At 35.2% G+C, this 25,111-nt stretch carries 27 protein-coding genes and 1 pseudogene; 23 read left to right on the top strand and 5 right to left on the bottom strand.

Annotated elements, in window-relative coordinates:
• Positions 1 to 15 precede the first annotated feature (15 nt).
• Positions 16 to 633 carry a TetR/AcrR family transcriptional regulator gene (locus FS802_RS12155; RefSeq protein WP_141547149.1) on the bottom strand — a complete coding sequence of 206 codons (618 nt, stop codon included), beginning with the start codon at positions 631 to 633 and terminating at the stop codon, positions 16 to 18.
• A 131-nt stretch (positions 634 to 764) separates the two neighbouring features.
• Here FS802_RS12155 and FS802_RS12150 point away from each other — a divergent pair, with 131 nt between their 5' ends.
• From FS802_RS12150 to FS802_RS12115, 8 genes are all read left to right on the top strand, one after another.
• Entirely contained in the window at positions 765 to 1,985 is a 1,221-nt protein-coding gene (locus FS802_RS12150; RefSeq protein WP_098655043.1) for a YhgE/Pip domain-containing protein, read from the top strand.
• A 190-nt stretch (positions 1,986 to 2,175) separates the two neighbouring features.
• Entirely contained in the window at positions 2,176 to 2,610 is a 435-nt protein-coding gene (locus tag FS802_RS12145; RefSeq protein WP_000282819.1) for a ferritin-like domain-containing protein, read from the top strand.
• A gap of 166 nt (positions 2,611 to 2,776) precedes the next feature.
• Positions 2,777 to 3,313, top strand: a complete 537-nt coding sequence (locus FS802_RS12140; protein ID WP_098707337.1) for a GNAT family N-acetyltransferase — start codon at positions 2,777 to 2,779, stop codon at positions 3,311 to 3,313.
• Complete coding sequence (locus tag FS802_RS12135) at positions 3,294 to 4,172, top strand: aminoglycoside phosphotransferase family protein (RefSeq protein WP_098707336.1); 879 nt, start codon at positions 3,294 to 3,296, stop codon at positions 4,170 to 4,172. Before FS802_RS12140 ends, FS802_RS12135 begins: the two co-directional genes overlap by 20 nt.
• 114 nt (positions 4,173 to 4,286) lie before the next feature.
• Positions 4,287 to 5,615 (top strand): YjiH family protein, encoded by a 1,329-nt coding sequence (locus tag FS802_RS12130; protein WP_098707335.1) that lies wholly within the window; start codon positions 4,287 to 4,289, stop codon positions 5,613 to 5,615.
• A gap of 462 nt (positions 5,616 to 6,077) precedes the next feature.
• A complete protein-coding gene (locus tag FS802_RS12125; RefSeq protein WP_098707334.1) occupies positions 6,078 to 6,665 on the top strand; it encodes a GNAT family N-acetyltransferase in 588 nt (195 codons plus the stop codon).
• Positions 6,666 to 6,996: 331 nt separating this feature from the next.
• A complete protein-coding gene (locus tag FS802_RS12120) occupies positions 6,997 to 7,629 on the top strand; it encodes a YdcF family protein (protein WP_000662228.1) in 633 nt (210 codons plus the stop codon).
• 154 nt (positions 7,630 to 7,783) lie between these two features.
• Positions 7,784 to 8,932 (top strand): acyl-CoA dehydrogenase family protein, encoded by a 1,149-nt coding sequence (locus tag FS802_RS12115; RefSeq protein ID WP_098707333.1) that lies wholly within the window; start codon positions 7,784 to 7,786, stop codon positions 8,930 to 8,932.
• 197 nt (positions 8,933 to 9,129) lie between these two features.
• Here FS802_RS12115 and FS802_RS12110 read toward each other — a convergent pair whose 3' ends face one another.
• Positions 9,130 to 9,600, bottom strand: coding sequence for a DinB family protein (locus FS802_RS12110; RefSeq protein ID WP_098707332.1), 471 nt, complete (start codon positions 9,598 to 9,600; stop codon positions 9,130 to 9,132).
• 69 nt (positions 9,601 to 9,669) lie between these two features.
• On the opposite strand from FS802_RS12110, the gene FS802_RS12105 reads away from it, so the two are divergent.
• The 4 genes from FS802_RS12105 to lepB (FS802_RS12090) all read left to right on the top strand — a co-directional run bounded on the left by FS802_RS12105 (position 9,670) and on the right by lepB (FS802_RS12090) (position 13,210).
• Positions 9,670 to 10,398, top strand: coding sequence for an ArsR/SmtB family transcription factor (locus tag FS802_RS12105; protein WP_098707331.1), 729 nt, complete (start codon positions 9,670 to 9,672; stop codon positions 10,396 to 10,398).
• Positions 10,399 to 10,616: 218 nt separating this feature from the next.
• Positions 10,617 to 11,762, top strand: coding sequence for a stage II sporulation protein P (locus FS802_RS12100; RefSeq protein WP_144525042.1), 1,146 nt, complete (start codon positions 10,617 to 10,619; stop codon positions 11,760 to 11,762).
• A gap of 195 nt (positions 11,763 to 11,957) precedes the next feature.
• Complete coding sequence (locus FS802_RS12095) at positions 11,958 to 12,635, top strand: copper homeostasis protein CutC (RefSeq protein WP_000895100.1); 678 nt, start codon at positions 11,958 to 11,960, stop codon at positions 12,633 to 12,635.
• A gap of 23 nt (positions 12,636 to 12,658) precedes the next feature.
• The gene (gene lepB, locus FS802_RS12090; RefSeq protein WP_000662493.1) at positions 12,659 to 13,210 is read left to right on the top strand and encodes a signal peptidase I; all 552 of its coding nucleotides are present in this window, start codon (positions 12,659 to 12,661) and stop codon (positions 13,208 to 13,210) included.
• Between the two features lie 49 nt (positions 13,211 to 13,259).
• Here the strand turns inward: lepB (FS802_RS12090) and FS802_RS12085 are convergent, their stop codons facing one another.
• Positions 13,260 to 13,673, bottom strand: coding sequence for a hypothetical protein (locus FS802_RS12085; RefSeq protein ID WP_000735602.1), 414 nt, complete (start codon positions 13,671 to 13,673; stop codon positions 13,260 to 13,262).
• A 252-nt stretch (positions 13,674 to 13,925) separates the two neighbouring features.
• Between FS802_RS12085 and FS802_RS12080 the strand changes: the two genes are divergently transcribed.
• The 8 genes from FS802_RS12080 to FS802_RS12045 all read left to right on the top strand — a co-directional run bounded on the left by FS802_RS12080 (position 13,926) and on the right by FS802_RS12045 (position 20,314).
• Positions 13,926 to 14,678 (top strand): IclR family transcriptional regulator, encoded by a 753-nt coding sequence (locus tag FS802_RS12080; RefSeq protein ID WP_000026385.1) that lies wholly within the window; start codon positions 13,926 to 13,928, stop codon positions 14,676 to 14,678.
• A 14-nt stretch (positions 14,679 to 14,692) separates the two neighbouring features.
• Entirely contained in the window at positions 14,693 to 15,406 is a 714-nt protein-coding gene (gene pxpB / locus FS802_RS12075; protein WP_000672244.1) for a 5-oxoprolinase subunit PxpB, read from the top strand.
• Entirely contained in the window at positions 15,397 to 16,386 is a 990-nt protein-coding gene (locus FS802_RS12070) for a 5-oxoprolinase subunit C family protein (protein ID WP_098707329.1), read from the top strand. Before pxpB ends, FS802_RS12070 begins: the two co-directional genes overlap by 10 nt.
• Before the next feature lie 18 nt (positions 16,387 to 16,404).
• A complete protein-coding gene (gene pxpA, locus FS802_RS12065; RefSeq protein ID WP_098655018.1) occupies positions 16,405 to 17,166 on the top strand; it encodes a 5-oxoprolinase subunit PxpA in 762 nt (253 codons plus the stop codon).
• A gap of 21 nt (positions 17,167 to 17,187) precedes the next feature.
• Positions 17,188 to 17,883 (top strand): DUF969 domain-containing protein, encoded by a 696-nt coding sequence (locus tag FS802_RS12060; protein ID WP_098655017.1) that lies wholly within the window; start codon positions 17,188 to 17,190, stop codon positions 17,881 to 17,883.
• Between the two features lies 1 nt (position 17,884).
• Positions 17,885 to 18,847, top strand: a complete 963-nt coding sequence (locus FS802_RS12055; RefSeq protein ID WP_001021676.1) for a DUF979 domain-containing protein — start codon at positions 17,885 to 17,887, stop codon at positions 18,845 to 18,847.
• A 15-nt stretch (positions 18,848 to 18,862) separates the two neighbouring features.
• Positions 18,863 to 19,510, top strand: coding sequence for a pyroglutamyl-peptidase I (gene pcp / locus FS802_RS12050; RefSeq protein WP_098655016.1), 648 nt, complete (start codon positions 18,863 to 18,865; stop codon positions 19,508 to 19,510).
• A 75-nt stretch (positions 19,511 to 19,585) separates the two neighbouring features.
• Positions 19,586 to 20,314, top strand: a complete 729-nt coding sequence (locus FS802_RS12045) for an NAD-dependent protein deacylase (RefSeq protein ID WP_141545884.1) — start codon at positions 19,586 to 19,588, stop codon at positions 20,312 to 20,314.
• Positions 20,315 to 20,369: 55 nt separating this feature from the next.
• Here FS802_RS12045 and FS802_RS12040 read toward each other — a convergent pair.
• Positions 20,370 to 20,951 (bottom strand): annotated as a pseudogene (locus tag FS802_RS12040) (hypothetical protein).
• A 280-nt stretch (positions 20,952 to 21,231) separates the two neighbouring features.
• On the opposite strand from FS802_RS12040, the gene FS802_RS12035 reads away from it, so the two are divergent.
• Both FS802_RS12035 and lepB (FS802_RS12030) read left to right on the top strand, forming a co-directional pair.
• The gene (locus tag FS802_RS12035; RefSeq protein WP_001249218.1) at positions 21,232 to 23,385 is read left to right on the top strand and encodes a peptidoglycan D,D-transpeptidase FtsI family protein; all 2,154 of its coding nucleotides are present in this window, start codon (positions 21,232 to 21,234) and stop codon (positions 23,383 to 23,385) included.
• A gap of 82 nt (positions 23,386 to 23,467) precedes the next feature.
• A complete protein-coding gene (lepB, locus tag FS802_RS12030; RefSeq protein ID WP_000806886.1) occupies positions 23,468 to 23,989 on the top strand; it encodes a signal peptidase I in 522 nt (173 codons plus the stop codon).
• Between the two features lie 33 nt (positions 23,990 to 24,022).
• Here lepB (FS802_RS12030) and FS802_RS12025 read toward each other — a convergent pair whose 3' ends face one another.
• The gene (locus FS802_RS12025; protein WP_002096491.1) at positions 24,023 to 24,655 is read right to left on the bottom strand and encodes a cephalosporin hydroxylase family protein; all 633 of its coding nucleotides are present in this window, start codon (positions 24,653 to 24,655) and stop codon (positions 24,023 to 24,025) included.
• 251 nt (positions 24,656 to 24,906) lie between these two features.
• Between FS802_RS12025 and FS802_RS12020 the strand changes: the two genes are divergently transcribed.
• Positions 24,907 to 25,092: a hypothetical protein gene (locus tag FS802_RS12020; RefSeq protein ID WP_098707327.1), complete on the top strand. Its 186-nt coding sequence runs from the start codon at positions 24,907 to 24,909 to the stop codon at positions 25,090 to 25,092.
• The last annotated feature ends 19 nt before the right edge of the window (positions 25,093 to 25,111 follow it).

The following is a 25,111-nucleotide window of genomic DNA, read 5'->3' as shown; positions in this document are numbered from 1 at the left end:
TGTTATATAGCGGACTTATTTCTTCAAGCCAGCCGCATAAAAAGGCCCATGAACGGCGATTGTTGATAAAATGCGAGCAATTTCCTCAGGTGTTTCTTTTTGCCCGTTATTTAACCATTGCTGAATAACACCTATATGAGCAGATGCCATATAAGAAGTTAAGTATTGGCTTGGGACGAGTAAATTCTCCTTATTAATGAGAGCACCATTCGTATCTTCAAATAATGTTTTCCACATAAAGTCTTTCAGTTTTGTTTGGAAAGATAAATCTCCTTTTGGGCTAAGTACAGCTTTCATAAAATCACTATTTTCATTTAGAAATTCAAGAATAGAAGTAATAAGCATAAACGGCATTGTTGGGGAAGGATTTGACCCAAGATCAGCAATAACTTCAGGCAATCTCTGTTTTGCAATGCTAGAAAACTCATACATAATTTCTTCTTGGCATTTCGTCATTAAATCAAATTTATCCTGATAATGCGCATAGAAAGTACCGCGATTCATGTTTGCTTTCGTTGTAATATCTTTCACTGTAATGGCGTCAAAACCTTTTTCTTCAATTAATTCGACCAATGCATTTTGTATCGCAGTTTTCGTACGAATAACGCGTAAATCTAAATTACTATCACGCAAAGTATGTCCCTCCTTCATTTTAGCCAACACATTTCAAGGATGTGTCTTATAACCGACACATTCACGATTTTTGATTATTGTATAAGGTTCAACTCGAACATATAATTCAAATATAAATAAACAACACGTTGTTGGTTATTATAAATCAAATTATAGGAGGAGAAAAGAAAATGTTTAAAAATAAACTTTTATTATTATCACCGGTTATTGCACTACTTGTAGTTTTTATTTTTTCATTAACGTTATTTCCAACCGTTCAACCTCAGCCGAAAAATTTGCCAATCGCAATTGTAAATGAGGATCAAGGAGTAGGAATTCCGAATCAACCGAAGATGAATATGGGGCAAACGATTGTTGATAATATGAAAAAGACATCAAAATCAGAGGAAGAACCTGCGGTGAAGTGGGTAGAAGTGAAAAATAAAGAAGCAGTTCAAAAAGGCTTAAATAATCAAGAGTATTACGCAGCATTAGTTATTCCGAAAGACTTTAGCACAAAACAAGCATCATTACGAACACCACAGCCATCTTCGCCAGAGGTAGAAATATTCATAAATCAAGGAATGAATACAGCGGCATCAACGATGGCAGGACAAATGTTAAATACGATCGTTGATAATATGAACAATACTGTTCGCACACAACTATTAGAAGGATTAAAAGCAAAAGGAGCTACAGTAACAGCAGATCAAGTTTCAAATATAGTCACACCTATTGCAAAGAAAGTGACAAACGTAAATGAAATCGGAAAAAATAGTGCGAACGGTAACTCGCCAATGTCTTTATTCCAGCCGTTATGGATTGCAAGTTTAGCGAGCGCGGCACTTATCTTTATTGCGATAAGCAAAATGCCGATTCGTACAAGAAACGAAAACTTTGTATTGAAACTAAAGCAAATAATAACAGGGGCTGTCGCGGCACTTGTAATTGGGTTTGGCCTTACATGGATTGCGGATGGAATGGTAGGATTAAACATTTCGAATTTCACTGATACGGCACTGTTTTTATCTATTACATCCTTTAGTTTCTTCTTAATGATATCGGCGGTACTTTCATTAGTTGGACTAAAGGGAATCGGTGTATTCGCTCTCTTACTATTCTTCGGTGCACCGTTATTATCGTTAGCACCGGAAATGTTGTCGCCATTTTACCAAGACTGGGTGTACGCATGGTTGCCAATGCGATTTATGATTGAAGGACTTAGAGAAATATTCTTCTTCGGAAAAGGGTTAAGCTGGAGTACATCCCTTACTGTGCTCGTTTGGATTGGTGTAGTAAGTATGATGATTATTTTAGCGACTGCTTTCAAACGTAGTGTAATAAAGGAACATAAAACGGAATTACACGCATAAAAGATAAAAACGTTTCACTAGGAGTGAAGCGTTTTTTGATTTTTATTAACTTATAGGGAAATCAGGCAGGATAGGTTTTTCTATATTTTTAAGAGAATAGAAGAATTCAGATTTTCGACTTCGCTCTGTATACATGCTCCTGCTATTTCAAATTGCATAAAATATTATGCGGAATAATGGAGGGGATACGATGTATAATTCGAATTATTATGATTCGTATAGGCAAAATGATAAGTTGATTCGTGATATTGAGAAAGCAATTAATGGAGAGTTTAGTGCTATAAATTGCTATGCGAAATTAGCGAACATGGCTCCAAATGCGGCGGAACGAAATCAAATTCTTGAAATTCGTAACGATGAAATAAAGCATTTTCATCATTTTGTACAAATCTATACAAATTTAACTGGTCAGCAGCCTAAACCACAAATCATGGAAGAATGCCCGAATACGTACTTACAAGGATTAGAATTCGCTATACAAGATGAACAAAAGACTGTAGATTTTTACTTAGAAATTGCAGATGAAACATCGGATGCACATATGAAAGAGTTGTTACGCAGAATAGCTGCAGATGAACAAAATCATGCGGTGTGGTTTTTATATTATTTTGTGAAGTCGAAGTGAATGCTTAAGGAATTAAAACCGTTTCACTAGTAGTGGGCGGTTTTTTTGATGGAATACAAGTTGTAAAATAGATATCTTTGAAGGTGTAGTGGTTAATCTTGGTATATAATGTATAAAACGAAAATTAATAAAGAGAGAAGTAAGCATATGAAAGGAGAACAGAAATATGGAGAGAAATACAGTTAAAGAATATACAATTCGAATTGCTACTGAAAATGAAAGCGATAGCATCATCACTCTATTAAAAGAAGTAGCACAGTGGTTACAACATAAAGAAGTGGATCAGTGGCAGTATTTGTTAGGCAGAGAAGCTACGGCTGAAATACTAGAAGATATAAGAGAGCAATATACATATGTGGTTATGAAAGAAGATGAAATAATCGGTACAGTTACAGTATCTCCTAAACAAAGTGAATGGGATGAGCGTATTTTTGGTAAAGAGAAAGTTTTCGATTCTTTATATATTCATAGATTTGCGGTAAAACGGAAGTATAAGGGGAATGGAATCGGAGAAGGGATTTTACAGTGGGTATACGAAAATGTACAACATGATAAAGAGTACTTGAAGCTAGACTGCGTCGGGCATAATCGTACGTTGAATGACTTTTATAAGAAAAATGGTTTTGAATATGTTGGGAGTACAGATGGACTTAGTAAGTTTCAAAAGAGAAGGGGGCAAGTGAATGAATCAAATTCATACTGATTTAGTTAAAAGGTTGATAGGGGAACAGTTTCCTGAATGGGCATATTTAGACGTGAAGCCTGTAAAGTTTAGTGGGCATGATAATAGAACGTTTCACCTAGGGGATGAGATGAGTGTCAGATTACCAAGTGATGCAGCATATGCACCGCAAGTAGAGAAAGAAAATAAGTGGCTACCTATATTAAGTAAGGAGCTTTCTTTACCGATTTCTACACCAGTTGCGAAAGGAAATCCATCTGAATCGTATCCATGGCCTTGGTCTGTTAATAAATGGATAGAGGGAGAAAGCGTTACGAAACAAAATGTTCGTGATTTAAATGAATTTGCAACGGACTTAGGATCATTTTTAGTAGAATTGCAATCCATTGATGCGAGTAACGGACCGATCGCTGGAGCGCATAATTTTTACCGAGGTGGGCTTATATTTGTATATGACGAAGAGGCGAGAGGTGCTATCGAAAATAATAAGGACGTTTTTGATGAAACAGTATTAAAGCATCTTTGGGATTTAGCACTTAAATCAACGTGGGAGCACAAGCCAGTTTGGGTTCATGGGGATGTTGCCCCAGGAAATTTACTCGTTAAGGACGGAAAGCTTTGCGCCGTAATTGATTTTGGTATTTTAGGAGTAGGAGATCCTGCTTGTGATGCAGCGATGGCATGGACGTTTTTTGATAAGAGTAGTAGAAAAATATTTAAAGAAGTATTACAAATAGATGAAGAAACGTGGAATAGAGCGAGAGGATGGGCACTTTGGAAAGCGTTAATTACATATGATGCGAATAAGACTAGTAATAAAATAGTGGCAGAGGAATCGTATCGTGTCATTCAAGTGATTGTGGATGATTATGAGAGGTAGTAGAAAAAGCCTATTTTTTAAATAGGCTTTTTCTATATGATGAAATATTAGAAATGGAAAGAAGGAATGTAACGTTATTATACAGAATATTTAGATAATAGGAGGTGTCGAATTTTGAGTGAAATTGAATTAAAAAGGAATGTAATTAAGACAGGGAGTGAGAAGGGGATCATTCTTCGGTTTATACTCGCTAGTCTAGTTGGGGTATTTATGTTTTTCGTACCAGTTACGATAAATGGTGCTTCGTCCATTATGATTGATCATATCGTATCATGGGTCAGGACTTCTGTTCCGAGCGTAGTACCTTATTACGCTCTACTTGTTATGATAATGGGTGCGATTTATCCATTTTATACGAAAAAATGGAATGCAACTATTGTAGACATTTGTTTTTCTATTTTAAAAGTAATTGGTGTTGTCTTTGGTGTATTATATTGCTTGAAAGTAGGACCAGCTTGGTTCTTTGCACAAGATGTAGGGCCGTTTTTGTATGAAAAACTAGTCATATCGGTAAGTTTACTCGTGCCAATTGGTTCGGCTTTTTTAGCGTTGTTAGTCGGGTACGGATTACTAGAATTTATCGGTACGTTTTGTCGTCCCATTATGAGACCGTTATGGAAAACACCTGGACGATCAGCAATTGATGCGGTTGCTTCCTTTGTGGGAAGTTATTCGCTTGCACTTCTCATTACAAATCGCGTGTATAAAGAAGGGAAGTATACGACAAAAGAAGCAGCTATTATCGCTACAGGTTTTTCTACAGTATCCGCAACATTTATGATCATCATCGCAAAAACATTAGACATTATGCATTTATGGAATGTTTATTTTTGGACTACTCTTGTTGTAACATTCATCGTAACTGCTATCACCGTAAGAATCCCACCACTTAGTAGAAAACCAGATACATATGTAACAAAAGAAGGGTTCCCAGAGCCCGTTTATAAAGAAAAAATGTTAGAACGTGCTTGGGAAGATGCGTTAGAAGTATCGAAATCTGCACCGAGTATTATGAAAAACATTGCAGTAAATTTAAAAGATGGATTTATTATGACGATGGGAATTTTACCATCTATTATGTCAGTAGGATTAATTGGTATCGTCTTGGCGAAATTCACGCCAATATTCGATTGGATCAGTTATATTTTCTATCCATTTACATGGCTATTACAATTACCAGAAGCAGAACTAGCTGCTAAAGCCGCATCCGTTGGTATCGCAGAAATGTTTTTACCTTCTCTTTTAGTTGTAAGTGCACCACTTGTGACAAAGTTTGTCATTGCGGTTGTTTCGGTATCATCTATATTGTTCTTCTCAGCTTCCATTCCTTGTATTTTATCGACAGACATTCCGTTAAAAGTATCGGAACTTATTATTCTCTATGTACAAAGAACGATATTAACGTTACTGATTATTACGCCGATTGCTTATTTGTTGCTTTAAAGTTTTTAACAGATAAAGCTATAAATAAAGAAGCCTTTTTACAGAAGGCTTCTTTTGTTTAAAAGCGGGCTACTCCCACATTACTATCAAGCTAAGAAAATCAAATATCCCCAGACGTGAAAATATACAACTATCACGTCTGGGGATATTTTTATTTATCTTTCGTATATGACGTAATGCTTCTTAAGAAGATTCCTAGTCCTGCAAAAAAGAAACCTAAGCATAATAAGCTGCCTGGCGTTCCCCAAGTAATTTGATCTAGTATTTTTATCCCCTCCCTTTTATCATCATATAGAATTTATTGAAAGTTATCAAAATTTCCTTTTTAAAATATTATTGATGATCCTTCCTACCTTATACGAGAAGATTATATTTGAAAAGGAATTCTTTTAAAAATATTCTATTATTCTTATAAAACGTTTTCATTTCATATGATATAGTAACAACAAAGGGGGCTTTCAAATGGAAATAACTCATGAAAGAGCAAAGTTACGGTTAATAGATAGTGATGATGTCGAAACTTTGTTTTCGATTGTAGAAGGAAATCGGGATATTTGGGCGTATTTAATTTCTAAAATGGATAATGTGCAAGATATGCAGCAATACGTTCAAAAAGCGATACAGGGTTATGGAAAGGGTACTCAAATACCTTTCGTTGTAGTGGATCAACAGACGAATACGATTGTAGGAAGTACACGTCTATATAATATTTCAGTAGAAGATAAGACAGTCGAGTTAGGGCAAACTTGGTATCATCCAAGTTTGCAACGTACGAGTATAAATACAGAATGTAAGTACATGCTTCTCCAGTATGCTTTTGAAAAATTACGTATGCTGAGAGTACAAATTAAGACGGATGCAAGAAATGAAAAAGCACAACGAGCAATTGAAAGGCTAGGTGCAGTAAAAGAGGGTGTGCTTAGAAACGAAAGAAAATTGCCAAGTGGTCATGTGAGAGATGCAGTTGTGTATAGTATTATTGCAAGTGAATGGCCAGTTGTGAAAGCACGTTTATTAGAAAATTTAGAGTTGTATAAAGAAAAGTTATAATTCGTGTTTTGAAAGGTATATTGTTCGTGATGTATGAAAAATATACCTTTTTTCTTACAAAATGCTACTTTATTTTAATTCCTTTTGTTTCATCGTTCCCTTCTGAGAAAAAATTCGTTACAATGTAGTTGTATGGTAATAAACTTATGAATTTAAAATATGTAATGAAAACCGCAAATAAAAAATGAATTGATAATCCTCAATTTTAAATGAAAACCCTTTTATACATAAATAACAAGTAAAGTTCCTTCTTTTAAATAAACTCAAACGAAACGATTTGATATAAATGTTTTTTTATAGAAGTATGGATGATGTACGGAGGCAATTACAAATGAAAGAAAATAAGAAGAGTAAGAAAAGACGAATCTTTCAAGTATTTTTACTAATGATTTGTTCTGCTATTTTATATGTAAGTTATGCAGCTTACGATATTTGGAGTTATCGTTTTAAAACAAATGATGGCGTGAAAACGGATGCTGGTATCGTACTAGGAGCAGCTTCTTGGAACGGAAAACCATCTCCTGTATTTAAAGAAAGAATTAATCATGCGATTTCTTTATATAAGAACGGAGACATTAAAAAGATTATTTTTACAGGTGGTACAAAGTTCGAGGCAGAACTTGAGGAAGCGCGTACTGCAAGAGTATATGCAATGAAACAAGGTGTAAAAGAGGAAGATATTTTAATTGAAACAAAATCCCTTTTCACAGAAGAAAACTTAAAGAATGCGAAGGAAGTTGGAATAGAGAACGGAATACGCACATACACGATTGTAAGTGATCCACTTCATATGAAACGCGCAATGAGAATCGCAAAACATATTAATATTGAAGCGTATGCTTCACCAACGCCGACATCAGCATATAAAACGTTAGACACAGAAATTCCATTCTTCTTTAAAGAATTATTCTCGTATATTGGATATGTAACCTCTTTGCCATTAAAGGCATTGAAGGGAGACTAATATAAGAAAAGAACCTATCTTTAAATAGGGACTTTTCTTATTAATCAAAAACATTGTATTTTTATCGGAATAGTGAAACAATAGAGAGGTAGCTTCATATAATCATAATGAAAAAGTGAGCGGTTGATGAATCGAGCATAAAGGAGATTATAGTATGGCACTCTCATTTGTTGAAACAGAAGAACAATCTTTCATTATTGAACAAATAAATAAATTGATTCCTAAGTTCATGGAAAGGGAACATCAACTAAGTGAATTAGGATCATTTCCGTATGAAAATATGAGTGATTTGAAAGATATCGGATATACGAAATTAACGTTACCGAAGGAATTTGGTGGTAGTGCGATTTCTTTATATGACTTCGTTTTATTTCAAGAGAAAATCGCAGAAGGATGCGGAGCTACTGCATTATCGATTGGCTGGCATCTTGGCATTGTGAAAGAGCTAGCGGAAAATCACTCTTGGAATGATGAGATGTTCAAATGGTTTTGCGAAGAAGTGCGTAATGGTGCGCTTTTTAACAGGGCAGCAACAGAACCAAAAACAGGGAGTCCAACGCGTGGTGGTAAGCCAGAAACAATAGCGGTTCAACAAGGCGAGAAATGGATTATAAATGGAAGGAAAACTTTTACAACGATGGCGCCAATACTTGATTATTTTATTATTTCAGCGAGTATTGAAGGCCGAGAAGAAGTTGGAGAGTTTGTCATTCCGAGAAATACGCTCGGTGTATCCATTGAAGAAACGTGGGATAGCGTTGCGATGCGAGGGACTGCTAGTCACGACCTTGTCTTACAAAATGTAGAGATAGACAGCCGCTTTTTTACAGATGTAAAGGGCGGGAAAGTGAAACAAAAGGGTATTGGCTGGTTGCTACATATACCAGCATGTTATTTAGGAATTGCACAATCAGCAAGAAATTATGCAGTTCAGTTTGCGGGATCATACAAGCCAAATAGTTTAAATCATTCTATTAGTTTATTGCCGAATGTTAGAAGATTAGTTGGAGAATTAGAACTTGAGCTTATGCAAGCTCGCGTCTTTTTATATCAAATTGCGAAAAAGTACGATGAGGCAGAGGATAAACTATCGTTGCAAGCAGAATTAGCGGCAGTGAAATATGCCGTAACAAATGCGGCAATATCAATTGCAGATAAAGCAATGCGCATCGTAGGAGCAAAAAGTTTATCAGAAAAAAATCCGCTTCATCGTTACTATTTAAACGTCAGAGCAGGATTACACAATCCGCCGATGGATGATGCAACACTATCTATGTTGGCGGATGCGGCGTTTCGGTCGTAGTTTTTTTTACTTACATTTTATTGTTTATGGACAATATAGTTGTTTTGAAAGCACGTGTTTGATTAGTAATCGAACACGTGCTTTTTATGTGTGCGACGTACCAAATTGAGATGTAGGTTTTTAGTATAAATGGTTATCATGATTTTGGATTGTTATTGGCTGAAAGAATCTTTATTACAATGTTAGTTTGGAAACTTTTAATCCCAAATTAAAGGTCTTTCCAAGTTTACCATTCGTAAATATTGTAAAAATTGACCTGCATGGACCGCATCATGATAGGCAATTCGTAATAGCATGTCTCCTAAATATCTTTGATAGCCAACATCGCTTCGATCAATAAGGGTTGAATCTAGCTCTGCTATGTTTATGGATTGAACATACTCTATAAAGTCAGTAAAGTATGATTGTGCCAATTCAATTTCTTTTTTTACAAAAGTAATTGGCTCGTCATCATACGGAAAATGTATATCATTTATTGAGCCGTTGTTTTTTAAAATCATATGATAATAAAAAGTTGAGCTCCATACATGACGAATCATCTCACCAAAGGACATAGCTTCATGATCAGGCTTCCAATTAAGAAAATTATCGGGAAGAGAATTCCATAATTTTTCTGAGCGCCTTCTCGTTTCTTTCAAATTTAATATACTAAGATCAATTGCATTCATAATAAATTCTCCTTTACTATTAAACTTAAAATAATTGTATCAGTTTAATAGTTAGGGTATCATCGAAATATGAATGTATATCCGAATATCTCATATATAGCTAAACTAATTGCTGAACCTACAAGAGCAATTATCTTAGATTGTCTAATGAATAATCAGGCACTACCTGCTAGCGAATTGGCTTATATGGCAAAGGTGTCACATCCAACGATTAGTTCTCATCTTTCTAAATTAGTAGAGGGGAATCTACTTACAGTTGAACAACATGGTAGACATCGTTACTATCGACTTGCTAATCAAGAGGTAGCAGAAGTTCTTGAAAAGTTAGGAACAATTGCACCAACAGTCCAAGTTCGGTCTTTAAAACAATCGGATCAGCTAAAACAAATTCGTTATGCGCGAACTTGCTATGATCATCTTGCAGGCAGACTTGGTGTAGAGATAACTGAAAAATTACTACATAGGGAATTTATAATTTTAAAGGAAGGAGAATACATTGTAACGGAACAAGGTAAGGGGTGGTTTCTGAATTTTGGAATAAATATTGAAACGGCAGAGATAAAAAGGAGAGTATTTGCAAAACCTTGTCTTGATTGGAGTGAACGACGCTACCATATTTCTGGTTGGTTAGGATCTGCAATAGCAAAACTATTTTTTGAACAGGAATTGATTACAAAAACGGATAAGAGTCGGGCTGTCCATCTTACAAAAAAAGGTGTGAAGCTATTGAAAGATCAATTAGACATTGACATGGAAAATAAAAAAGTCAATCAAAATGCAATGCCTCCGGTCAAATAGATAGTATTAAATAACCTGAGTTCTATATTTATATAGACTCAGGTTATTTAATTTCTTTTAAAACCTTTGATGATATTTGCGTACAGCAACTTTAAGCTCATTCACTTTACGGAAAGAGGTTAAATGAAAACATAGTAATTGAGGCAGTTCTATTAAATTAGTAATCATATTACTTAAAAATTATGCGTAAGAATATAGTAAATGAAGGGAGATATAAAATGAATAAAGTGAAACTGAAAGTATTAAATGTAAGGTATATAGTGATATGTATTTTATTCACTATTATATGTATCCTCACTTCATTCTTCATTTCTAGTAATTCAAGCGTATTTAAATCATTTTATATAAATCAGTTATTAGGAACGAATTCTACTAAAGGACTTATGTATATGATAGGAAGTGAAAATCGTTATTTTGCAGAAGAATTCCATAAAGAAAAAGGACGAGCGTCTTTGGAATCTTTTTTACTGTCACTTTCTACAAACATTAATGTAAATGATCTTCGAAGTTTATTAACTCGAGAACTTCCTAATATGAATCAATTTTATTCAGAAATATTAATTGCTGGGGAAGGAACAGATTATACGAATATTCCGGAAGAATCCAGTATTCCTTTAGATAACATTAAAGATAAAGGTACTGCTATTGAACACCCAAAGAGTGGGAAAGAAAACAATTCTACTGGTGAAAATTCAAATACACAAAATAACGGTGAAAATAAAGTTTTTATTTATCATACACATAGTTGGGAAGCGTTTATTCCTCTTATTCCAGGTGCTACGATACCCGATGATGCTTCCAGTACAAATAATGAAGTGAATATTACGTTTGTTGGAAACTATTTAAAACAAAAGTTAGAAGAAAAAGGAATAGGTGTTTCACATGATACGACAAATATGAGGGATTTTCTGCGCAATAAAAATTTAAATTGGGCCCAATCTTACAAAGGATCCCGTCAAATATTACAAGATAAATTAGCACAAGATAAAAATATTATGTTCCCAATGGACCTTCATAGAGATGATGCACGAAAAAATATTACAACAAAAAATATTAACGGAAAGAATTATGCACGGCTCTATTTTATTTTAGGACGAGAAAATCCTAAATATGAAAAAAATAAAAAAATAGTAACGGCAATAAATTCATATTTAGATGAGAAGTATTACGGTTTAAGCCGAGGGATTTTTATTAAAGATCGTAAAAGCGGGAACGGAGTATATAATCAAGACCTTTCTCCAAATGCATTACTTATTGAAATGGGAGGGGTAGATAATACACCAGAAGAATTATACGCTTCCGTTGACGCATTAGTAGAAGCGTTTAGCCACTATTATAATGAGGTAACAAAGAAAAATAACTAAAATAAAAAGGAGTGATACCTAGTCAGAAGTGCTAGGGATTACTCCTTTTTTAGTAGAATATAATATTAACAATGAAGGCAATCAATAAAAAAATCTTTCTTTTCATTCTTCTTTTTACAGTTTTATAGGAGAAAGCTAGGTTTCTTATTTTTACTAATGTTATAATAAGAAAAAAGCACGAAAAGAGGTCATCTCATGCTAGAGGTTATTGCAACATGTTTAGAAGATGTGAAACGAATTGAACGAGCTGGCGGGAAGCGAATTGAATTAATTACATCTTATACAGAAGGCGGTTTAACGCCGAGTTATGCATTTATTAAAAAAGCGGTAGAAGCAGTACATATACCGATTCACGTTATGATTCGTCCGCATGCGAAGTCTTTTACATATACGGAAGAAGAAATTGAAATGATGAAGGAAGATATTATCATTGCGCAGAAGTTAGGTGCAGCTGGTGTTGTATTAGGCGTATTAAACGAACGAAATGAAGTGGATGAAGAGAAATTAGCGGATTTACTATCTGTTGTAGATGGAATAAATGTAACGTACCACCGTGCGATAGATGACATAGAAAATCCAGTAGAAGCGATGGGAACTTTAAAGAAATTTCATAAAGTGACTCACGTTTTAACTTCAGGTGGACAAGGAAATATAGTAGATAATATTCCAGTACTTGAAGAAATGCACAAGGTAAGCGATGGCCAAATTCAGCTTGTAGTTGGAGCTGGCGTGACGAAAGAAAATATAAAGCGATTGTTAGATGAAACTGGAATTACACAAGCGCATGTCGGCACAGCGGTAAGAGAAGGGAAATCATGTTTTTCTGACATTGATCTTAATTTAGTACAAGAATTAGTTCAAATCATACAATAAACACGTAAGAAAGAGGAGAAACGATGAAGGAAAATACGAAGAAAGAATTATTCTCATGGGCCAAAACGATAGGATTTACTCTTGTATTAATTGCTATTATTCGCGGTGTTTTATTTACACCTTCATTAGTACAAGGTGAATCGATGATGCCTACTTTAGAAAATAACGAGCGAGTGCTTGTGAATAAGATCGGTTATAGTATAAGTGGATTAGAGCGCTTTGATATTATCGTCTTCCACGGTAAAGAAGGGTACGATTTAGTAAAACGAGTAATTGGTTTACCAGGCGACACAGTTGAGTATAAAAATGATGTTTTATATGTAAACGGAAAAGCGATGGAAGAACCATATTTAAAAGAGTTTAAAGAAAAAGCAGCAGGCCGTGTTTTAACTCCAGACTTTACGTTAGAACAAATCACAGGAAAAACGAAAGTGCCAGAAGGCCAAGTGTTTGTTTTAGGAGATAATCGTGAAGTTTCGAAAGATGGTCGTATGTTTGGATTCATTTCAGAAGATGAGATTGTCGGAAAAGGACAAGCTGTTTTCTGGCCGTTGAAACAAGTAAGAGCGTTATAAAACAAAAAGTATGGAAGAAATATTCTTCCATACTTTTTTTGTGCCTTATTTATATGTTTGGTTTTGCTATAACTTGAGCCTTTGAAAGAGAACCGTCATTATTTCTAAATTTTATCTTGTATTCACCTTCAGGAAGCCAATCACTCCAATTTATACTAAATTCACTTATTGCTTGCTCCCCAGGTTTTAAAGTTCCGTCAATCATCCAAGAACCTTTAGCGTTATATAAAGTGTAACTAAAAGGAGAATCACCTATATTTTTTACAAGAACGCTTAAGTCATCTCCATGAGAGTAGTAAAAGCCAGAAATACTTGATCCGAAAAAATGAATTTCTTCGTTCGCTATTTTATGCTGTTGTGTAACTTTAGCGTTTGAATGAGTATCCTCGTTTGTTGCAAATGTCACATTATAACCTATACAAAAAGATAACATAATAGCAGGAATCACTAGCAGCTTTTTCAAAAGAAACACTCCTTATATTTTGTTTTACATATATCATAATAATTTAAATATATTGGAAATGTAATGATTTGATGTAAAAATTTACAAATGCATTTAATTATTTAAGCTTTTTAAATTACTGACAAAATATATCGGGTCATGTCCTTAAAAAAATATTGATAGAATTAAAAGAATATTTTATAATTTTAAATTATATGTTTGTTTCGAAAAACGGAATTTAAGTTCCGAAATTCGGAACGAGAGGGAGATAGAATGAGTATAAATAAAACGGCAGTTAAGACAATGGATATTTTAGAGTTGTTTTATGAGCATGAAGAGCTAAGTTTAACAGAGATGGTTCAGCTTACGAGTATGCCGAAAACATCTGTTTATCGTTTAATTGGCTCATTAGAAGAAATGGAGTTTTTACAAAAAAACGAAAAGGGGAAATATCGTCTCGGAGTCGTTTTTTTACGGTTCGGTCAACTTGTTTCACAAAGATTATCCGTAAGAAATATTGCGATTCCATATATGAAAGAGCTTAGAGATAGTTTAGGGCAAGCAGTTAATTTAATTATTCAAGATGGTAATGACGCAATTTATGTGGAAAAGATGGAAGGCGTTCAGCCTGTACGTGTGTATACGGCGGTTGGAAGAAGAGCACCGCTTTATGCTGGTGCATGTCCGAGAATTTTACTATCGTACTTTTGTGAGAAAGAGAAACGGAAGTACATAGAGGAAACGGATTTAAAACAGTTTGCAGATGGAACAATCGTGGATAAGGAACAATTGCTAGAAGTGTTGCAAATGGCGAAAAAGGAAGGACATACAATTAGCTACTCTGAGTTAGAAAATCATACAGCGGCTATAGCAGCACCTATTTTCGCAAACGATGGAACGGTTGTAGCGGGGATTAGTATTTCGGGATTAGCAATTGAGTACAGTGAGACTAACATTGCATATTTTATTGCGAAGGTGAAGGAAACCGCACATCGCATTTCGAAAGAACTCGGCTTTTTGGCATAGAAAGAGGGAGTGGGATGAAATTTTCTGCGTTAGGGGATCAAGCAATTATTGTTACATTTGGTGAAGAAATTGAGATGGAGACATACGAAAAAGTGCAGCGATTATTTCAAGCGTTGAGGCGGCACCCGTTTACAGGAATGATTGAGTGTGTGCCGTCTTTTACTTCATTAGCGGTATACTACAATGTATACGAAGTATGGAAGCGAAATGGGAGAAGTGAAGGGTCATATCATTACGTTTGCCGGTATATACAGGGGCTTTGTAATTCGTATAAAGAAGAAGTGAATCAAGATGCGAAACATATTTCTATACCAGTTTGCTACGGTGGAGAATATGGACCTGATTTAGAAGAAGTCGCGCAGTGTAGAGGATTACGAGCGGAAGATGTCATTCGCATACATAGTGAAACAACATATTTTGTGTATATGTTAGGTTTTACACCAGGATTCCCGTATTTAGGAGGACTATCAAAAGAACTAGAAACACCTAGAAAAGAAACACCACGGTTACAAATACCTGCTGGTTCAGTAGGTATTGGCGGAAATCAAACAGGTATATATCCGCTTGAAACACCAGGAGGATGGAATATTATCGGCCGCACTCCTATTTCATTATTTAATCCAGAAGAAGAAACACCAACCTATATTCAAAGCGGTATGTATTTACGATTTATCCCAATAACAAAAGAAGAGTACGTATCACTTGAGGGGGCTAAAGAATGGATGTAGAAGTTTTGCATGCAGGAATGTTTACAACAGTCCAAGATTTAGGGCGATTTCATTATCAACAGTACGGTGTACCAGTTGGCGGGGCTATGGATCAAAGTGCACTCCGGATGATCAATAGGTTAGTAGGAAATGAAGAGAATGAAGCAGGACTCGAAATGACAATCATGGGGCCTAAATTGTTAATAAAGAAAACGACTTTACTTGCGATTGGCGGAGCGGATATGGAACCGTTATTAAATGGAGAGCGTATTCCATTATGGCGTCCCATTTTAGCAGAAGAAGGTAGCATGCTTTGCTTTGGAAAAGTGAAAAGCGGTTGCAGAGCGTATGTGACTTTTGCTGGTGGTATACATATTGATCGCATAATGGGAAGTAAAAGTACGTACATACGTGCTGCGATTGGTGGTATTGAAGGAAGAATGCTGAAAAAGGGGGATTATTTTCAAATTGGAACGCACACAGAAATGGCCAGTCATTGCATTCAAAACTTACAAAACGATGAGCGAAACAAAACGAAATGGGCAATTAGCAAAAGCGTACTGCCAAAGTATAAGAAGTACCCTAAGCTTCGCGTCATAACTGATTTTGAATATGATCAATTTACAGAAGAAAGTATACAGGCATTTTTTACGAAAGAGTATAAAGTATCTAATTACGCTGACCGTATGGGCTATAGAGTTGAAGGAGAAGTTTTAAATAGAGTGGAAGAAAAAGAGATTTTATCGAGTCCGGTTACATTTGGGACCATTCAAGTTCCTAATGGAGGACAGCCGATTATATTAATGGCAGATAGGCAAACGACAGGTGGCTATCCGAGAATGGGAAATATTATTTCAGTAGATTTACCACTTCTTGCTCAGTTAAAACCGGGGGACTATGTTTCATTTGAGAAAATTACGCTTGAAGAAGCGGAACAATTGTACATAGAACAAGAAGTAAATATGAATCTATTAAAGAAATTCATCACTTTACGAAGCTGACAGTAGGAGGGGAATATCGTGACGACAATCGATTTAAACTGTGATTTAGGAGAAAGTTTTGGAGCTTATAAAATGGGGAATGATGATGAAGTTCTTCCGTTCGTTTCCTCTATAAATGTTGCTTGTGGTTTTCATGCGGGTGATCCGACTGTAATGAGGAAAACGGTCGAAAAGGCACTGCAACATAACGTAGCAATTGGCGCGCACCCTGGTTTTCCTGATTTAATTGGATTTGGAAGAAGAAACATGAATGTTTCAGCAAGTGAAGTATACGATTACGTTTTATATCAAATCGGTGCATTAGATGCTTTTGTGAAAGCAGCAGGCGGGAAAATGCATCATGTAAAACCGCACGGTGCCCTATATAATATGGCGGCGACAAATCCGGAAATTGCAGATGCAATCACGAAGGCAATTTATCATAGTAATCCCAATCTATTACTTTACGGATTAGCAAATAGCGAGGCGTTTATACAGGCTGCGGAAAAATATAATGTAACTCTCGTACAAGAAGCTTTTGCTGATCGTACGTATCAACAAGATGGGACATTAACGAGCCGGACAGAAGAAAATGCACTTATAAAAAATGAAGACGAAGCGATAAAGCAAGTGCTTCAAATGGTGAAAGAAGGCTACGTAAACGCGGTGAACGGAGAGAAAATAGCAGTTCAAGCACAAACAATTTGTTTACATGGTGATGGAGAGAAAGCAGTCCAATTTGCAGGAAAAATATACAGAACATTCGAACTTAATGGTATTTCTATTTGTGCACCGAAATAAAAAATAGGGGGAAGTGCTGGGATGATTAAATTAATAGGGATACTACTTGTTGCAGTGGGCTTTTTATTTAGATTAAATACACTTTTAGTAGTTATGGTTGCAGGTATTGTTACTGGTATGGTTTCAGGATTAAGCTTTTATGATGTGATTAGCATGTTCGGTAAATTTTTCATAGAAAATAGATATATGTCTATGCCAATTATATTAACTTTACCGGTAATCGGAATTTTAGAGCGTTACGGTTTAAAAGAAAGAGCAGAAGCACTTATAACAAAATCAAAAGGAGCAACAACTGGAAGAGTGTTAATGTCATATTTTACGATAAGAGAATCATCAGCAGCACTTGGACTGAACATTGGTGGACATGCACAAACAGTAAGACCGCTCGTTGCGCCAATGGCAGAGGGAGCTGCGCAAGGAAGATATGGTAAACTTCCTGAAAAGTTGAGAGAAAAGATTAAAGCAAATGCAGCAGCCGCGGAAAATACAGCTTGGTTTTTCGGAGAGGATATATTTATCGCGACTGGAGCTATTTTATTAATGAAAGGGTTCTTCGATTCAGTAGGTATGCATGTCGGTGTATGGGATATGGCGCTTTGGGGTATTCCAACGGCAATATCGGCACTTATCGTAAGCTGGATCAGATTTAGAAGATTTGATAAATATATAGCGAAAACGATGAAATCAAAAGAAAAAGAAGAGAAGGAGGCAATATAAAATGAACATCATCACAATGGATACAATCTATTACGTATTAGGTATAATCGTTGCCTTTATCGCTGTTCGTATTGCATTTGATCGTGAACATCCAAATCGATGGGGATCTAGCTTGTTTTGGGCGTTATTTGCAGTTACGTTTTTATTCGGAAATATAATCCCTTCGTTTTACGTTGGTTGTATTGTGCTGGCTATGGTCGTGTTAGCTTCACTAAACAAAGTAACAAAATCTGAGGAGAAAGAAGTACCAGTGCAAGAACGTGTGAAACATGCGGAGAAATTAAAAAATAAAGTTTTTATGCCTGCACTATTAATCCCTATTTTTACAATTATCGGTACGTTAACGTTAGGAAAAATCAAATGGGGAAATGTTTCTCTTGTTGATCCAGATAAAGTAACGCTAGTTGCATTAGCGTTAGGAGCATTACTTGCATTCGTTGCGGCGATGCGTATTACAAAATCGAAAATAACAACGCCTGTGCAAGAAGGAAGCAGACTATTACAAGCTGTCGGTTGGGCTGTTATTTTACCACAAATGTTAGCGGCACTTGGCGGTATTTTTGCAAAATCTGGCGTTGGACAAGTCGTTTCTGATTTAGTCGGACAAGTATTACCGACAGAGTATCCGTTCGTTGCTGTTATGGCGTATTGTTTAGGAATGATGCTTTTCACAGTAGTAATGGGAAATGCATTCGCAGCGTTTGCCGTTATTACTGGCGGAATTGGTTTACCTTTAATTGTCCAAATGCACGGCGGGAACCCAGCGATTATGGCAGCGCTCGGCATGTTTGCTGGATATTGCGGAACGTTACTTACTCCAATGGCAGCAAACTTTAATATCGTTCCGGCGATGCTTTTAGAGCTAAAAGATAAAAATGCCGTTATTAAAGCACAAGTACCAATAGCTCTTTCAATCTTTATTATCAATATGTTTATTATGTACGGCCTTGTATATCGTTTCTAATTAGGAGGGAAAACTATGAAAACAGTATTACTAACAGGATTTGATCCGTTCGGCGGAGAAAGCATCAACCCAGCTTGGGAAGTAGCAAAAAGTTTACATGAAAAAACAATTGGAGAGTACAAGATTATTAGCAAACAAGTCCCAACGGTATTTCATAAATCAATAAAAGTATTAAAAGAGTATATAGAAGAACTAAACCCTGAAATGATTATATGTATTGGACAAGCTGGAGGTAGACCAGATATTACGATAGAGCGTGTCGCAATTAACGTTGATGATGCAAGAATTGCCGACAATGAAGGGAACCAGCCGGTAGATGTACCGGTTGTGGAAGAAGGACCGGCTGCATATTGGTCTACGCTTCCGATGAAAGCAATTGTAAAAAGACTTCAAGAAGAAGGCATACCAGCTTCCGTTTCACAAACAGCAGGTACATTCGTTTGTAATCATTTATTCTACGGTCTTATGCATGAACTAGAGAAGCATGATAAGAAAATAAAAGGTGGATTTGTTCATATTCCATTTTTACCAGAGCAAGCGAGTAACTATCCAGGTCAACCAAGTATGTCACTTTCTACTATTAGTAAGGGGATAGAATTGGCAGTTGAAGTAACGATGACAGTTGAGGTGGATATTGTTGAAATTGGGGGTACGACGCATTAAACAAAACGAATCGTACGACACTTCCTGTAAACAACTGGTATAATAAGTATAGCAATATACATAGAGGTGATTTTTGTGCAACAATTTGAAGAAGTACGTTCAATTTTAGAAAAAGCGAAGAAAATTACAGTGTTAACAGGTGCAGGAGCAAGTACGGAAAGTGGTATCCCAGATTTTCGTTCAGCAAATGGATTGTATGCTGATGCGAATGTGGAGATGTATTTATCAAGGGGATACTATAATAGAAGCCCGAAAGAATTTTGGAAGCATTATAAAGAAATCTTTCAAATTAATACGTTTCATCAATACAAACCAAATCGTGGCCATCGCTTTTTAGCTGAATTAGAAGAACAAGGGAAAGATATTACGATTTTAACGCAAAATATTGACGGCTTACATCAATTAGGTGGTAGTAAACATGTCATTGATTTACATGGAACGCTTCAAACAGCACATTGTCCGAAGTGTAAAGCGGGATATGATTTGCAGTATATGATTGATCATGAAGTGCCTCGTTGCGAGAAGTGTAATTTCATTTTAAATCCAGACGTCGTTTTATACGGAGATACATTACCGCAATATCAAAATGCAATAACACGTTTATATGAAACAGATGTGCTTATCGTTATGGGAACGTCATTAAAAGTACAACCAGTCGCTTCATTCCCGGAAATCGCAAAGAGGGAAGTCGGGGCAACAACAATTTTAGTAAATGAAGAAAGAACAGGACAAGAATATAACTTTGATTTTGTTTTTCAAAATAAGATTGGTGAATTTGTTGAAGGGGTATCTTCGGCTAAATAAGTTATCGGAAAAACTGAGGTATCTACCTCAGTTTTTTATTTGAGTAATTACTGTATTAAGCCATATGAAAACATTTCGATAATGTAGTAACCACATCTCTATAATTTATAAAAAAGACTTTGGTAGGTAAAATGGCAGAGTAAGAAGTAGTATTACCTTTAACGAATACACAGTCGTCATAAAGTAAGCTAATATGTAGATGTTGTAAAGGCTCTATTTGGTGTTGCTTTACGTATAAAACTAAATCATTATAAAGTTGCTCAGCATACTAACTTACAGAATATTCTATCGAAAGCTGACCTGCTATGCTAGTCCACCATACTTTAAAACTACATACTAACTCTTTAAAGGATTCTTCATTACATAATTGGGTGTCAAAAAACTTCTCATAAAAGATGTGGTTTTCCTCATAAAAAATGTGGATATCATTTTTGTCGTCATTAATTTGTTTGCGAAGAGTATGCCATAATTCTTTGAAATTCACTTCAAATTCAGTGGAGAAATTTAATTTTCTTGCTATGTAAGGAAACCGCAAATTTTCTTTTTTCTCTTTTTGGTTGAGATGAATATTTTGAATATAAATCATAAAGTTTAAACAATATGACGTATTAGTATGTATTGTAAATGAATCTGTCATTTCATTTTCTCCTTAGTAACGTCTTTTATTGTTAGTATACAGAGAAATGTAAATGAATGGTATGAAAAAACAATTGTATACACTTATTCTTTCAGAAGAAAATTCATGTTATGACGTATGAAGGGGAATGGTAATAAATAGGGTATAAAATTAAAATACTGAAAATTAAATCTTTTATTTCTTTAGTAATTAATATAAAATTCTATATATATCATATAAATAAATTTGATACATAATGGTTCTATGTAGAAATGTTAATAGAATGAAGCGAGGGAGCGAAATGAGACAGAAAAAGGAGCAGAAGAAACAATCGAAAAAGAAAAAGACTCATATTCCTTTTCGATTAAATGTACTATTTTTTATCGTTTTTCTTTTATTTTCAGCTATTATAATTCAATTAGGTAAAGTACAAATCATTGATGGAGAAACGTATAGAAATGAAGTGAACAAAAAGGAAGATGTAACGGTAAGCACACCTGTTCCTAGAGGGAAAATGTTTGATCGGGTAGGTCAAGTGATTGTAAATAACAAACCGCTACGAACCGTTACATATACGAAAATGAAAGGAGCAGATTCGAAAGAAGTTTTACAAGTAGCAAGAAACTTAGCCCAGCTAATTGAAATGTCGCCAGAAGATATAAATAAGTTGACAGAAACAGATAAAAAGGATTTTTGGATGCAGTTAAATGAAAAACGAGCAGCAGAAAAAGTGACGAAAGAAGATGAGAGTACATTTAGGAAGCAAGAGATAGAAGGGAAAGAATTAGATAAAAAAGTAGAAGAGTTGCGCCGAGAAAGAATTACGCAAGAAGAATTAAGCGAACTTTCAAAAGAGGACTTAGAAGTACTAGCAATTAAAAGTAGGATGAATGCGGGATATAAAATGACGCCGCAAATTGTTAAAAAAGATGTAAGTCAAAACGAATATGCAATCGTAAGTGAAAGATTGGCAAGTTTGCCAGGAGTGGATACGACAGTGGATTGGGAACGTGAATACCCAAATGATAAAATACTTCGTTCCATACTTGGTAGCGTTTCTACTGAAAATGAGGGTTTGCCAAGAGAACAGTTAGATTATTATTTAGTGCGCGATTATAACCGAAATGATCGCATTGGTAAGAGTTATATCGAGAAACAGTACGAAGATGCATTACATGGAACGAAAGAACAGTCTAAAAATATTACGGATAAAGCGGGAAATATTATTCGGACAGAAAAAGTGACTGAAGGAAAAAGTGGAAATAATTTAATGTTAACAGTAGATATGGAGTTACAGAAAAAAGTAGAGGAAAGTCTTGAAAAGAATTTACGAGCATTTCATTCTGCAGAGCCGATGATGGATCGCGCGTTCGTTGTAATGATGAACCCGAAAAACGGCCAAATTTTATCAATGGCAGGAAAGAAAATTGTAAATAAAGATGGCGGAATGCAAATAGAAGACTTTGCTTTAGGAACGATGACAAGTTCTTATGAATTAGGGTCAACTGTGAAAGGGGCTACGTTATTAGCCGGATATCAAACTGACACAATTAAGCCGTATACACATTTTTTTGATGCACCGATGTATTTTAAAGGCAGTACTAAGCCGAAGAAATCGTGGAAAGACTTTGGTGATATTGATGATTTAAGAGCTTTACAAGTTTCATCAAACGTTTATATGTTTAATACAGCTTTAAAAATGGCAGGTATAAATTATGTGCCAAACAATCCGTTAGATATTAAAAAAGAGACATTTAATAAAATGCGCTACTATTTCAGACAGTTTGGCTTAGGGGTACCGACTGGAATTGACTTGCCGAATGAATCGATTGGTCAAATGGGTAGAACGGATAACATACCTGGTTTTTTACTTGATTACGCGATTGGACAGTACGATACATATACGCCGCTTCAACTTGCTCAATATATGTCAACAATTGCAAATGGCGGCTACCGAATGAAACCACAAATTGTGCAAGAAGTGAGAGAGCAACCACATAGACCAGAGGATGTTGGAAAAGTTGTTCGGTCTATTGAACCAGTTATTTTAAATCGAGTGGATATGGATACTTCATACATTAATCATGTAAAAGAAGGATTTAGAAGAGTTTTTCAAGAAACTGACGGAACAGGTACTGCAACGTTTAAAGGATTACCGTATAAACCAGCTGGAAAAACAGGAACAGCTGAAACCGTATATGGTGGAGAAAGTGATATTGGAAGAGATGAAAACAATAACCGGAAAAAATGTTATAATTTAACTCTTGCCGGTTATGCACCATATGATGCTGATCCGGAAGTAGCTTTTTCAGTTGTTGTACCTTGGGTGAATGATGACAAATCAGGAATTAATTCCGCGATTGGTAAAGAGATTTTGGATGCGTATTTTGAATTGAAAACGAAAAGAGCGGGTGGAAATCCAGTCCCAGTAGAACAGCCGAACAAGGCCCAGTAAAAATAGTATCACTGCATGGAGACATATTGTGCAGTGATATATTTTTTGAGTTAAAAAGCGTTTAAATAAGGTGGGAATGGATATGAAACAGGAGATTAAAAGAGGCTGGGGGAAATACATACTCTTCGTGTTTGTTTTGGTAGTAGCCTATCATTCTTTTACTTTATGTAAAGTGGAAGGGAAATCGATGCAACCGACTTTATATGAAGAAGACTACGTATTTGTAAATAAAGCAGCAGTACATTTTTCTAATTTAGAGCACGGAGAAATTGTCATTATAAAGGAAGAGGATGAGTCGAAATATTATGTAAAACGAGTAATAGGACTTCCTGGTGACGTAATTAACATAACGAATGGATCAGTATATGTGAATGATAAAAAGCAAGAAGAACCGTATACAAATAAAGATTTATTCAATAATACGCAAGTGTTTTATAACTTTCAAAAGACAAAAATCCCGCCAAATAAGTTATTTGTAATGGGAGATAATCGTGAACTTAGTAGAGATAGTCGAAACGGCTTAGGATATATTGAAGAAGATAATATAATAGGCAAAGTGGAATTTGTATATTATCCTTTTTCAAAAATGAAGATTATAGAATAAGTGGGGTTATACACAACCCCACTTATTAAAGTTTCACTTTATCTTCTTTAAAAAACCTTTTGGATTAAATGAGATGAAAAACTTATGCTTAGATTCATCGATTATGAAATTGTTATTTTTAGTTAAAAACTCTTCTACAGCTTCCATTGGACCTGCCCCCCAATCGGGCGAAACAGGATTTCCATTAATAGATGTATCCTCTACAATAATATAACTGCCAGTAGTAACGATAGACTTATAAAGTAAAAGTTCTTTTGAGACATGCTCTTTACTATGATCAGAATCTAAAATAACTAAAATTACATCATCAGGTTTGCGCATACTTAAAATGGTTTGGACGGCCTGTACAGAAACAGAAGAAGCTGTTACATACGTAATGCGGTCATGAGATGGACGATTTGGTTGTGGGAATATATCGATAGTAAGAACGTGACCTTTTCCAATTAGATCTAATATAGAAGCTAAATACAACGCACTACCACCATAACAAGTACCACATTCAATAATTAAATCGGGTTTTAATTCGTAAATAATTTCTTGATACAAAAAAAGATCAGTGGGAAGTTTGAGAATGGGGACCCCAAGCCAATGTGTATCATATAACCAGACTCGACTATCGTAATATTGTTTTAAAAATTCGCTACTTATGTTATCGATTTTGAACACTCCTTTCTGAAACGAAAGTTGTACAATATATTATGTGAAATATAATTATAAGGAGAATGTTTTTTAATAAAAATGAGTAAAATACCTCATTAAAAACCAATTGTTTGTATAATAAAAAACTTAATTCAGCAAGTTCTAATCAAAATGCAATTTAAATATGTAGATGAGGGGAAAAGGAACGTATGTATAAGTACACAATTTGCTTCATTAGAAAAGGAAATGAAAATGATGTGAAGGAGATAACTTAAATTATGGCATTCAAAAGTGCAGAAGAACTGAATAAAGCTTTCGAGGCAGCTAAAGCGACTCTAGCAATAGAAGGTATGATTATTACAAAAGAAATGGAAAAAGTTATAAAAGAAAAGTTAGCTGGAAAGATAACGCGCAAGCAACTTATTACATTAGCTGATGCGATTGCGAGACGTGAACGTACTTAACAATCTAGAAGCCACCACA

The sequence above is a fragment of the Bacillus sp. DE0042 genome (assembly GCF_007680225.1).
Classification (GTDB): Bacteria; Bacillota; Bacilli; order Bacillales; family Bacillaceae_G; genus Bacillus_A; species Bacillus_A wiedmannii.
Note: the sequence above shows the minus strand (reverse complement) of the source record. Positions and strands in the feature narration are given on the sequence as shown.